10 protein-coding genes are annotated in these 12,199 nt (G+C 39.4%); 2 read left to right on the plus strand and 8 right to left on the minus strand.

Going from position 1 to position 12,199, the window contains the following annotated elements; translation table 11 throughout:
- Nucleotides 1-59: 59 nt before the first annotated feature.
- Nucleotides 60-2,234 carry a TonB-dependent hemoglobin/transferrin/lactoferrin family receptor gene (locus tag MORIYA_RS07245; protein WP_112713944.1) on the minus strand — a complete coding sequence of 725 codons (2,175 nt, stop codon included), beginning with the start codon at nt 2,232-2,234 and terminating at the stop codon, nt 60-62.
- A 573-nt stretch (nt 2,235-2,807) separates the two neighbouring features.
- Here MORIYA_RS07245 and gltS point away from each other — a divergent pair.
- Nucleotides 2,808-4,031 carry a sodium/glutamate symporter gene (gene gltS / locus MORIYA_RS07250; protein ID WP_112713946.1) on the plus strand — a complete coding sequence of 408 codons (1,224 nt, stop codon included), beginning with the start codon at nt 2,808-2,810 and terminating at the stop codon, nt 4,029-4,031.
- 127 nt (nt 4,032-4,158) lie between these two features.
- Here the strand turns inward: gltS and MORIYA_RS07255 are convergent, their stop codons facing one another.
- From MORIYA_RS07255 to MORIYA_RS07280, 6 genes are all read right to left on the minus strand, one after another.
- On the minus strand, nt 4,159-4,587 hold the full coding sequence (locus MORIYA_RS07255) for a tetratricopeptide repeat protein (protein WP_112718496.1): 429 nt from the start codon (nt 4,585-4,587) through the stop codon (nt 4,159-4,161).
- A gap of 98 nt (nt 4,588-4,685) precedes the next feature.
- On the minus strand, nt 4,686-6,173 hold the full coding sequence (locus tag MORIYA_RS07260) for a sigma-54-dependent transcriptional regulator (protein WP_112713948.1): 1,488 nt from the start codon (nt 6,171-6,173) through the stop codon (nt 4,686-4,688).
- Nucleotides 6,174-6,245: 72 nt separating this feature from the next.
- The gene (locus tag MORIYA_RS07265; protein WP_112713950.1) at nt 6,246-7,649 is read right to left on the minus strand and encodes a lipopolysaccharide biosynthesis protein; all 1,404 of its coding nucleotides are present in this window, start codon (nt 7,647-7,649) and stop codon (nt 6,246-6,248) included.
- Entirely contained in the window at nt 7,646-8,437 is a 792-nt protein-coding gene (locus tag MORIYA_RS07270; protein ID WP_112713952.1) for a glycosyltransferase, read from the minus strand. Before MORIYA_RS07270 ends, MORIYA_RS07265 begins: the two co-directional genes overlap by 4 nt.
- A 129-nt stretch (nt 8,438-8,566) precedes the next feature.
- Nucleotides 8,567-9,745, minus strand: a complete 1,179-nt coding sequence (locus tag MORIYA_RS07275; protein ID WP_112713954.1) for a polysaccharide pyruvyl transferase family protein — start codon at nt 9,743-9,745, stop codon at nt 8,567-8,569.
- A 203-nt stretch (nt 9,746-9,948) separates the two neighbouring features.
- Nucleotides 9,949-10,368: a hypothetical protein gene (locus tag MORIYA_RS07280; protein ID WP_174216882.1), complete on the minus strand. Its 420-nt coding sequence runs from the start codon at nt 10,366-10,368 to the stop codon at nt 9,949-9,951.
- Nucleotides 10,369-10,497: 129 nt separating this feature from the next.
- Here MORIYA_RS07280 and MORIYA_RS07285 point away from each other — a divergent pair, with 129 nt between their 5' ends.
- On the plus strand, nt 10,498-11,301 hold the full coding sequence (locus tag MORIYA_RS07285) for a class I SAM-dependent methyltransferase (protein WP_112713956.1): 804 nt from the start codon (nt 10,498-10,500) through the stop codon (nt 11,299-11,301).
- On the opposite strand, the gene MORIYA_RS07290 is transcribed toward MORIYA_RS07285, so the two are convergent.
- A complete protein-coding gene (locus MORIYA_RS07290; RefSeq protein WP_112713958.1) occupies nt 11,287-12,192 on the minus strand; it encodes a metal ABC transporter permease in 906 nt (301 codons plus the stop codon). The genes MORIYA_RS07285 and MORIYA_RS07290 overlap by 15 nt on opposite strands.
- Nucleotides 12,193-12,199 lie beyond the last annotated feature (7 nt).

Consider the following 12,199-nt stretch of genomic DNA (forward strand, 5'->3'; position numbering starts at 1 on the left):
GGAACAAAGTCCAGCGGATTATAACGTAAAAATCAATTTAAACTAAATACTGAGACTAATTAAAAATCATATTTAACAGTCACACCGTAGTTACGTTCCGCTTGCGATAAATCATTATCTTGTGTTGTTAAGCCGCGCACATCATTCCATGACCAGTACTGTTCATCGGTTAGGTTATAGACACCAGCACGTAATGTTAAATCTTCCATCGGCTTGTAGTATGCTGTTAAATCAACAACTGTTGAACTTGGGTTCTCAATTTGGTCTTCACTACCCGTTGCGGTTGCATTAATATCACTTGAACCTTTCTTCGCTGTATAAACCGTTTTCAGTGACGTACCCCAATTCACACTTGGGCTATCATAGTTAAGACCAACGACCATGTTCCAAGGTGCGACACTATTAAGTGCTAAACCATCTTGATCTTCGCCCTCAGTATAAGCAGCAGCTAAGCGTAACGTAGTACCGTCAAATACACCAATTAAACTATCCAACCAGAGGTTAGTTGCAATTTCTGCACCTTTAATCGTTGCTTTATCTAGATTATCATAGGTCGTAATATCAATACCATTCTCTTGATATTTAATCTTATCAATAAAGTCATCATAATCACTGTAGAACAAGGAAAACTCATAATTACCCGCAGCGAAGTTCCCGCGTAGACCCGTTTCATATGAGATACTTGTTTCAGCTTCTAAATCTGGATTCGGCTGGCTTTTATAACCATGGGCAGTATTGCTCCAAGAATAATACAGTTCTTGAAAATCTGGGGCTCTAAAACCTTGGCTCACCTGTGCGAATATCTTAGTATCATCCGTTAGGTTATATAATGCGCCCAATTTAGCTGTTACCGCTGAATCTGAATATTCTTTATAATCTGTCGGCTCATAACCACTGACATCATTATATGATGTCAGTGGGTCTGTATTGTCCGGCTTAGTACTGAAACTATCAAAACGGAGGCCTGGAGTTAATACGAGGGCGCCATCAAGCAATAAGATCTGATCCTGCAAATAAGCGCCCCACTTAATATCTTCAGCTTCAGGCATATAGTAATAAAGCTTAGTTCCAGTATCGCCATTTCCTTTTACATAATGGGTTAGATTGGTATTTTCAATATCACGAGTCGCATAAGATAGACCGTAAATTAAGTGATGCTCCATCCCCGCCAATATTAAAGACTTCTCAAACTGAGCACTAACTTGATAACCTCGCTCGGCATAAAGATATTCTTTCACTTCATCCGTATTAGGTGTAAACATACTGGTTGTTGAACTACTGCGCGTTGTTTGCGATGCTTGCTTACTTTTCTGCCAATCAAATTGCACTGACATAGTGTCAAAAGCTGCATTATTGGTGGTTAGAATATATTTCACCCCGAAGCGTTGACGTTTACTTTGGTCCGCTGCATCAACACTTTTATCCCAATTGGCATATGGAGGGCTAATATCAAGTGGAAGGTCAGTATCCGTATCGGAGACCACCTGCTCCCCTGTAAATTCAATGCGGTGATTTTCATTTAACTGATATTGCAGTTTCACTAACACATTATTATTTTCAGTTTCTTGCGGATCCGGCTCACCAAAGTTTTGCTCTTCTTCACCAACCCGGTGTGTATAAGCCACTAACGTCTCTAAATCACCAGTACGGTTCGCTAATGCCACCGATTGAGAAAAACTACTATCAACCGAGTGATAACCTAATTTTAGGTGACCACCGCTATTATCACCAGCGTCCAGAAAATCACTTGGATCTTTGGTTTCAAAGGCAACAATACCAGCAATGGCATCACTACCATATAAGCTCGATGCGGCACCTTTTACCACTTCAACTGATTTGATCATATCAGGGTCAATATCTAATCGGCCTGCTTGGATGAAAGACTGACCAGAATCAAAACGATTTGCCTGTGATACACCATCAATAACAATCTTAACGCGGTTTCCTTCCATGCCGCGAATATTGATACTTTGAATACCATATCGAGGATCACTTTCTACTGTTACACCCGGCGTATAGTCAAAAATTTCACCTATATTTTTCACTATATTTTCTTCAATATCATCCGCAGAAATAACACTTACCGACGCTGCAACATCTGTCAGTAATTGTTCTGAACGTGTCGCAGATACCACGGTAGTCGCATCAGCCGTGTTGTTATTTGATTCAGCCATTGCTGGCATTGATAAAGCGAATAAAATAGATGTGGTTAAATACTTCTTGTTCCAATACATCGAGAGTTCCCTACAGCGTCATTAATGTTAAGTGGCGTCAATATAACAATATCAAATGAGAATTGCTATCGTTCTCATTCGTATTTGAATTTATTTTATATTGAATGAGCTGAAACTTGACAAAGGATAAGGTGCTTTATATTAATTAGTGGTAGGCATTTATTTATCAGCGATTTCTTTAGTTATCATTAGTAATTCAATTAGTTCAAATATCGGCATTTAACTAAAAATAATGAATAAACATGAAAACATGCTATATTCAGGCACTATTTTTTAATTAACCTATCCATAATAGATAGCTAAACTGCAAACTTTGCCGTTCACAGGGTAAACGTTTGTTTATGTACTTAGGTATGGCACCTCTGTATTTAATAAGTATTTAACGCGCAGAGTAAACATTTCGGTCATCAATCATGAGACTGTGCATATCATTGGTCAGGAATCATTCATCCACATTTTTTACTCCGTATTAAATATCAACTTCAATCATAACGTCAGCATTTTGATCTGCTTATTCACATTCATTTCAGATTAAGTAATACCTATCAGGCTGGTAAATAACCAAGAGGTAATATGAATACTATTTATTCAATTGGTGAACTCGAATCTTTTTTAATTGCATTTTTAGTACTGTTCTTAGGACACATCGTTAATAAAAAAGTCCCCGTACTACAGCGCTTTAATCTCCCAGAACCGATAGTCGGTGGGTTAATCGTCGCAATTACCATCACCATTTTACACTTTCAAAACATCACGCTTGAATTCTCTCTGCCCTTACAAAGCACACTAATGCTGATGTTCTTTAGTACCGTAGGTTTAGCGGCGAGTTATACTCAGCTATTAAAAGGTGGCTCGAAAGTATTTCTTTTCTTAGCTGTAGCATCTTTCTATATTATTATTCAAAATGGTATTGGCGTGAGCTTAGCCACCATGCTTGGGCTTGAACCGATCCTTGGTTTAATTGCTGGCTCAATCACCCTATCAGGTGGTCATGGTACAGGTGCAGCTTGGTCGCAAACATTTTACGACATTTACGGAATCAACACCCTGGAACTGGCAATGGCGGCAGCGACATTCGGTCTAGTGATTGGTGGTATTATCGGTGGGCCAATTGCCCAACGCCTCATCACCAAGCATAACTTAGTATCCGACTATGGTATTGGTACCAACCACCACGAACAATTTCCAGAGTTGGTGACTTATAATGAGTTAGAAGAAGATCGCATTACCGGTAAAAGTATCATCGAAACACTGTTTATTCTATTAACGTGTGTTGTCGGTGCTGGGTATGTCGAACAAGCAGTTTCATTGCTCAACATTAGTTGGTTACGCATTCCAGACTTTGTCTATGCGCTATTTTTAGGCGTGATCTTCACCAACACCACAGAAGTAACCAAAAGTTATAAAGTAAATAGTGAAGCCATTGATATCCTTGGTACCGTCGCTTTATCGCTGTTCTTAGCAATGGCATTAATGAATCTTAAATTATGGAATATTTTTGATTTAGCCTTACCACTGCTTATTATCTTAGCGGTGCAAGCAGTGGTACTCGCCATATTCTCGTATTTTGTCACCTTTAAAGTAATGGGTTCAAACTACGATGCCGCGATTATTGCCGGTGGTCACTGTGGCTTTGGTCTGGGTGCCACACCAACCGCGGTAATGAACATGGGCTCGCTGGTATCACGCTACGGACCTTCACCACAAGCATTTATGATTGTGCCGATTGTTGGCGCATTCTTCATTGATATTGTGAACTTGATTATTCTACAAGGCTATATCAGCTTTATTGGATAAATTTCGGTCGATCAGGCCTGTAAGTCGCAGGCCTGATCATCACTAAACCGCTCACTTTCCCACTCAACTTTACAACCTACAATTACCGCATCTTTGGCTTAAAGATGATGACTTAATGAACCTAAGATTAATGCATTGTTGGATGAGGATCTTCAAGCCATTCAGGTGATACCTGTAAAGCATCAAAGCAAGAGTCACATATAGGGTGGCGATGGCTAAAATCCAATAACGGCATTAAGGTAACTTTGACTGCTTGTGTGGCTAACGCCTTCAAGGCATAAGATGCCTTTTCACCGCGCAATAATGACATCATCCACTGATGAGGCATGGTTAAATATCGTAGTGCAGTATAATGGTGGCCTTGTTCTTCATACACTGCGGCTAAGTTATGTTGAGCAGATATCCAAGCCATGAGTAGTTCCTCATTTTCGGGCTTATCTTCCCATTCTAGCTTTATCTGTGCAACTGCATGTTGATAGCAAACCTCCGCATCTTGCCAAAATTTTGAACTAAAACAACTATGACCATTTTCCAATAACACTTTCCACTTTTGCATAACAACACCCATAAATAATAATGATTCTTATTTATATTTGATAACTATTATCATGTAAAGCTAAAGTTATGCAAAAAGAGAATATAATTTCATATTTATCAATTCACATTAATTGATGAGATCTCTGACCAATTCTGGCGTTTTCGGTAAATAGTCGACGCGCTTATATCCAGCAATGCAGCCGCTTTGGGGATATTGCCATTACAATGTGCTATCGCGTTTTCAATAAGTTTTTTTTCACTTTGCCATAATGGCATGATGTTTTTATCAATGTGATTAATCACTATCGATTTTTCCGATTTCAGTACACGGTCATTAGGCAGTATGGTTGGAAAAATGTCATAACAAGGCTGCTGATTGGGCTCTAGATCATTGGCGAATAGAGACGGTTTTTTTTGCTTTTCATCTACCCTGTTTGCTTGCTGTATCTCAATCGGTAGCATCGAACTGGTAACAAGTTCGCTATTGTTTAACACCACTATTTGACGGATCACATTTTGCAACATACGCACATTACCTGGCCAAGAGTAATTGATAATTAACTCTTTGGCGTTATTATCAAAGCCTTTAAATGCTTTTTTCTCTTCCTTGCTATAATCGACAAGTAACTGTTGCGCAATCAAAAAACCGTCATTATTCCGCATACGTAATGGCGGTAATTCAATTGGTATTACATGTAAACGATAAAAGAGATCCTCACGGAATCGCCCCGCTGTCACCTCATTCCAAGGGTTGCGATTTGTCGCACTAATAAATCGAACATCAACATGTTCTTCTTGTGATCCCCCTACTCGTTGAAATATGCCAGTTTGAATGAATCGTAATAACTTACTTTGTAAATCAAGATCCATTTCGCATATTTCATCTAAAAAGAAGGTACCACCATGCGCCCGTGTTGCGGCTCCATCTCGATTAGATATCGCGCCAGTAAATGCGCCTTTTATGTGTCCAAATATTTCACTTTCAATTAATTCTTTCGGTATCGCGGCGCAATTAAGCGCAATAAAAGGTTTATTTTTACGGTTCCCGCAATCATGTACCGCTTGTGCACAAACCTCTTTACCTGTGCCACTTTCACCGACAATAAAAACAGACGCTTTGCTGCTTGCTACACAATCAATGGTTTTATACACAGCTTGCATCGCTAATGACTCGCCAATAAAGCCGTGGAAATTAGGTTTCGGTAAGCTACTTTCATAGTTCGCGACTAAGTTAATTAATTGTCGCTGCTTAAGGGCGTTACGGAGGGTAATTGACAGGCGTTTGGCATCAAAAGGTTTAACTAAAAAATCAAATGCTCCCGCTCTCATCGCATCGACTGCAAGATCAATAGAACCATGCGCGGTGATCATAATGATACTAATATCGGGGTAGCGTTGCTGTACTGTCGCTAAAATATCCATACCTGACATATCCGGTAACTGAATATCTAGAATCAATAGGTCAGGTTGCCAACGAGTAAGCTCAACTAATGCATCTCGCCCAGATTGCACATACGTCACATTTGCCCCTTCATTACGTAAATAAGCACTGTAAATGGCGCCGACAGCAGCACTGTCTTCGACTAATAACGCAGTAAACTCCATATAATGACTCCTTGTCATCTCAACTCTATGGCAAATACCTGAATATTTTCACCCTATTTAGCAATAACTATATTAGTTAGGGATATGTCTTCGCCATGCCGTAAATTTTAAATCGCGCCACAAATCACGATACAAATATAATAATAATAATGTGTTCACCGCGAGAATGGTAAATTCAATAAATCGATAACCAGTCACCTTAGTAATGTTCACAATCAGTAACACAATAAAAATTAGCCACGATATGATTAGGTGTGATTTACAATAAGGTAAATAAACCAGTCGCTGACTTATCACATAAAACAAAATTCCCCGAATTAATACCGTTAACCCCATCGTATTCAATAAACCCGTTAACCCGAATGCCCCTACGGCCCAATAACCAATAATTAATAGATGTAAGGCACAGACACCATTAATAATTGATGCCCACCGCGCATTTTTTTTCAAAAAACAACCAATATTCAATAACTCTGAGTGGAAGCGTAACGCCATAATCAAACACATCCAAGGAATCAAACTGATACTTTCGCGGTAACTTTCAGGCAGCATAATGTCCATCAAAAGAGGCGCCATGAACAACATACCACCGGCCAACAACATACCGATTTGTACACCGAGTACGGCATATCTCGCACCCTGTTCAGGGTCTGTTTCATGCACCTTAAAGCGCCTTGCGTACCACCACATGCGAAATGGTTCAAAGGCTACGGAGATCATCAAGCCAAATTGTCCCGCAGCAAAAAATATAGCTAATTGCTGCTTGCCTAGGTGGATCACGACCAGCCAGTTTTCAGCCCCATTAAGGCAATACACAAAAATACCCGAGCAAACAATAAAGGCAATATAACGGTAATGCTCTAGCGAAAAAGTAGCACGCGCACCTTGTAAATGAGAACGGAAATAAACTAATACTGCAACTGCAATAGCCGAGCTACTAATTGCACTTGATAACATCATCCCTGTCACCCCATAACCCGAGACAAGCAGAGCAATCGAAAGCAGTGTTTGTAAGCAGCCTTGAACCACCGAAAAAAACATAAAAGGCAGTGCCCGATGAGTCATTCTGAAATAGCAATACGGCACCGTAAGTAATGAAGATAAAGAAAGACTAATCAATAATAGTTGCAGGTCAAATAAACGTAAACTAACTGGTAACCAACTCATGATTAAGCCACTTAGCGGTAACGCGAGACAGATAAATGTCATCGCGCACAATAACGATAGTCGAAAGCATTGACGCATAACGGCATCGTTATCTGCTTTAACCTGACCATTGGCAAAACGAAATAAGATATCCCCGAGTCCTAGCGTCAGAAATAAGCTCATCATCGAGGCAATACTAACCAAGAAATTAAGCTCGCCATAATCAACTTGCGTTAACATCCGAGTCACGATAGGCATCATCACAAATCCTAAGCCCTTTAATACAAAGATGCCCAAACCATAAATAAGCATTTCTTTTATGCTACTCATTTAATTCTGGTTCCTTCAATTAAATGCGATAATCGACGAGCTTGAATTTGAGCGTTAAAGTATTGTTCAACGCGCTGCCGAGCCAACACTCTCATTTGTTCCCTGACATTATTTTGGCATTGCATAAAGCTTTCAATCGCTAGTTTTAGCGCCATAACATGGCTCGTGATCACAGGCAGTCCCATCGCCATCGCTTCATTTAATACCATAGGTTCAGTTTCACTATCGCCATCTTCCGCGGGGAAAAACGGAGCAACAAAACAATCATGATTCGAACCTTCCAGTCCGATCCAATGAGGTGAACGGTAGCCAAGTAAGCGTACAGAGACCTTCAACTTCAATTTTTTGATCAAATTATACAGCTGTTTTTGTGATAGCCCTTGACCAACAATATCCAAATGAGGACGCTGATTTTCAGCAATTAAAGCAAGTGCTTGTAGGGCATATACAATGCCTTTTTTTTCGACTACGTGACCGACAAAGAGAAGTTCAAGTTGTTTATTTTTCGGTGCTGAATGGGTAATAAACCGAGAAACATCAACACCACGGTGCATGAAATGACAGTGAAAATGTGCACAATGGTGCTGACTTGCCAGATAAGCCAGCTTTGCGCCATATAGCAGCAATGACTTTGTTGTAATTGCAGGTAATGTTATGTCCAACTCTCGTTTAATAAAGCAAAATACCGTTACTTTGTGCCCCGCCTTCGCTAATGCCTGTATTTCAGTGACGATAAAGGTTTCTGAAGCAATAGGAAATTCTGGAACAACAATCGCGATATGTTTCATTGTTATGCCTTAGGCAAGAGAGTTAACCATAAGTATAGAAATAATAATGACAAATGCTTGCAGCCCCGAGTAATAGATAATTTACTTTATAGCCAGAAAAATATAATACCGAAAGATTACGTCACAGTATTAACTTGAGGCAGAATTAAGTGATTCTGACAAAAATAATAATGACTTTTCTTTTTCTATGGCTATTTGTTTGTTAGCGTAAGAGAAATCCACGGTCGTTGCATTTACCGGTAAATCTTTTCCCTTATATAGCACTCTATCTGTTAAACCCGTAATATTAAGAATGGTATTCATTCTTGAATGGAGGGCCGCTTGTGTAGGGTTATTGTGACGCTTGAATGTAAAAAATGGGCAGTTGTAGATTATAGAAAATACAGTACCATGAAATGAGTCGGTACAAACAAATGAAGCATTTTTAAATAAGCCTACAAATTCAGCCGGACCGGTATTATATGCCTTAATAACATCAGGATTGGTGTCCATAACATCGTGCTTATTAACTGGTAATACGACAATGGTGAGATTAAGAGAACTAGCTATTTCTTGTGCTAACTCTCTTATATAACTGTCAGACTCTAAAATATAACAGAGTAAATAGGGCTTAGAAATAACATCGGAAACTACACTGATACCATCCCATTCTTTAATGTCTAGCAATAATGTTGGATCAAGTACTACTTTGGCTGTTCGCCCAGTTAGTGCTTTGATTTCAGTCGCTCCTTCCATTTCCCTCACCGAAAGGAATGGTATATCGAGTATTTGCTCTTTCATCCAATCTCTTGCTTGTTCAGGAATCTCAGATACACCTAAACTAGGTGCGTACGCTATTCTTTGGTCTTTGGGAGCAAATTTTAAAAAATAACTTGGATCTTTGAAATGACCTAACGGATGCCATACTTGGTCACTGCCAACTACGAAGGCATCACATTGTGGAGGAGTTTGTTCTAGTTCTTTGTACTGAGAATAACGAACACTACCAAGTTTAAAATGATTGGATAAAAACAGATCATATAGTGAGGTTCTCTCTTGGCTAAGCTTTCGCATTTTTCTTTCAAAAATACGATTATCTAGCCTGCTTTTTAACGTTGACAGCTGTCTTATTGATAACATTTTTTTGATCAAATCTAAATAAGATGAATCTACAGGTTTCTTTGTAGATTCGTTATTATTATCTCTGTCGTAATCAATTATTTCACAAGCGTATCCGAGTTTTTCAATCGTAGTTTCCATCGCATATAATTGTAGAAATGTTCCGTAATTATAATATCTTGGAAATGACAAGAGGCCAATTTTTTTCATAATGCTTCCTTTACGTTCGGTATTTATTTAAAGACAATAGCCATATATTATTGCTTTCAACTAACATTTTTCTGCTGACTGTCAAAAGTGAATTTTGTTTTATTATAGTAGTTTCATGTAAGCGTTTGATAAACAACACGCGAATCATCAAACATAGGAATATACCTTTCATCCCCTGTAATCAATTGTGACAAAGATGACAGTCATACTGCATCTTTAGAGGCCACGTACCCCGTCTCCTCAGAGACGCAAAATGGGGCAACAAAACCGTCATAATTAGCCCCTTTCTGTGCAATCCCATGCGGAGAACGGTAACCTAATAAGCGAACCAACGATTTTAATTTTAGTTTTTTGATTAAGTTATCGAGTTGATGTTTGGCACAAGTAAACGCCTTTGTCCTTGCTAATGGGTGCTTTGCAACAAATGTCGATACTTGCTTATTTGATGCCGTGTTGACATCAATAACATCCACATTAACTGGCAATGTCACCGGTGACTCACGTTTAATAAAACAAAATACGGTGACTTGATGCCCAGCCTTTGCTAATGCGCGTATTTCTGTTACCACAAATGTTTCTGAGGCTATTGGGAATTCAGGAACAACAATCGCGATATGTTTCATTGTTATGCCTTAAGCAAGATAATTAACCTAAGTATAGAAATAATAACGTTATCGGCATTGTGGAAGTGAATTTTTTAAAACTCTGCCGTATAATATCTCGTTTTATAATCTCAATGAGTGTTTCTGACCATGTATATTGATCCGCAGTGGCGAATTCTAACCGTTGGCGATGGTGATCTGTCTTTTTCCAATGCTTTATTTCAACACCATGCTCCGCAGCACTTAACCGCGACAATTTATGATTCACTCACAACCTTACAATCAAAGTATGGTGATGACTTTCATCAACAATTACTAGATCGTCATTGCCAAGTGTTAACTGAATTCGATATTACTAAACCCGAGACTTGGTCTCATGTCAGTAAACACAGCTTTGATTTAGTTATTTTTCAATTTCCATTAGTACCCGGATTCACGTCCAAAACAGAGTTTAATGAAAAATGTGGGCATGTGGGCATCAATACGCTTAATCGTCGCTTGTTACGCCAATTTTTAATTAATGCGACTGAACAACTGTTAGACCCAACCGGTCCACAGCTCTGCTACATCACCAGTAAAGGTGTCAAGCCCTATTCAGAATGGAATATTGAACACTCGTTAATACTCAATACCGATATCAACTATCTGGGTGAAATGGCTTTCGACATTGCCAACTTTCCGGGATACCGTATTCGTAATGTCGATCGCGATAAACATGTAAAAGACACCAAGGGTATTACCTACGTCTGGAGCCCACGTCCAACAAAGCAGCTAACACAGGCGCTCAGCTCGCAACTAACACAACTACCCGAATTAGGTAACCCTTGCTGTCATTTTTGCCAAGCCGGTCCATTTACCTCTACCCAGCATAAACAAGCCCACGAATCCTCTCGTAAACACCTACGAATGAAAGATTTTGAGCAGCAATGGCTTGCTGATTTACAAACAGCTTAACTCCCCTACCTCATCACTGTGTAAATATTTTGATGCAGTGATCTTCGCTTGGTAACTGCTGTAAATAAACACCAAGATAAAGGTAATACTCAACAGCATGATGATCGTAGGTGCAGGTGCACTGTCGAGGTAAAAGCTTAAATAAATGCCGAAAAATGACGTCAATAACGAAATCAGCAAGGCTACAAGCAACATATTTTGAAATTTACTGGTCAATAAAAATGCAATCGCACCCGGGGCAATCAACATCGCGATCACCAAGATCATGCCCACCGCTTTTAGCGCACAGACTATGGTTAATGATAACAGCGATAACAAACCATAATGTAATGCAGTTGTCGATAGGCCAATGGCTTTAGCATGTTGATGATCAAACACAAAAACCAGTAGATCCTTCCCTTTAATCAACATGAACGCGACAACCAGAAAGGCAATAATACCAACCTCTAGAACGTCATGCCAAGTAACCCCGAGTACATCACCAAACAAAATATGATCTAAATGCACACCCGTTTCTATTTTAGTCATTAATACCAGCCCCAGGCCAAACATGCCAGAAAACACCACACCCATCACAGTATCTTCTTTCAATCGGCTGTTGTCTTTAATGAAACCGGTCGCGAGAGCGCAAAACATTCCCGCGACAAACGCACCAATCACATAGGGAATGGCCAATACATAAGCCATAATCACACCAGGCAAGACAGAGTGAGAAATAGCATCGCCCATTAATGACCAGCCTTTTAATACTAAAAAACACGACAGCAGTGCAGTAGGAATCGCAACCAGCAGTACAATGACAAACGCCTGCTGCATAAAAGTAAATGAAAAAGGTTCTAATACCACATTGAGTATTGTTTCAGATAACGTATCGAATAATGTAACCATCATAGCGTCC

This window comes from Moritella yayanosii, from assembly GCF_900465055.1.
Lineage (GTDB): Bacteria > Pseudomonadota > Gammaproteobacteria > Enterobacterales > Moritellaceae > Moritella > Moritella yayanosii.

Bases quoted from the DNA above. Each gene is read 5' to 3' on its own strand.
- MORIYA_RS07245 (WP_112713944.1), bottom strand. From the start codon at position 2,234: ATGTATTGGAACAAGAAGTATTTAACCACATCTATTTTATTCGCTTTA.
- gltS (WP_112713946.1), top strand. From the start codon at position 2,808: ATGAATACTATTTATTCAATTGGTGAACTCGAATCTTTTTTAATTGCA.
- MORIYA_RS07255 (WP_112718496.1), bottom strand. From the start codon at position 4,587: ATGCAAAAGTGGAAAGTGTTATTGGAAAATGGTCATAGTTGTTTTAGT.
- MORIYA_RS07260 (WP_112713948.1), bottom strand. From the start codon at position 6,173: ATGGAGTTTACTGCGTTATTAGTCGAAGACAGTGCTGCTGTCGGCGCC.
- MORIYA_RS07265 (WP_112713950.1), bottom strand. From the start codon at position 7,649: ATGAGTAGCATAAAAGAAATGCTTATTTATGGTTTGGGCATCTTTGTA.
- MORIYA_RS07270 (WP_112713952.1), bottom strand. From the start codon at position 8,437: ATGAAACATATCGCGATTGTTGTTCCAGAATTTCCTATTGCTTCAGAA.
- MORIYA_RS07275 (WP_112713954.1), bottom strand. From the start codon at position 9,745: ATGAAAAAAATTGGCCTCTTGTCATTTCCAAGATATTATAATTACGGA.
- MORIYA_RS07280 (WP_174216882.1), bottom strand. From the start codon at position 10,368: ATGAAACATATCGCGATTGTTGTTCCTGAATTCCCAATAGCCTCAGAA.
- MORIYA_RS07285 (WP_112713956.1), top strand. From the start codon at position 10,498: ATGTATATTGATCCGCAGTGGCGAATTCTAACCGTTGGCGATGGTGAT.
- MORIYA_RS07290 (WP_112713958.1), bottom strand. From the start codon at position 12,192: ATGATGGTTACATTATTCGATACGTTATCTGAAACAATACTCAATGTG.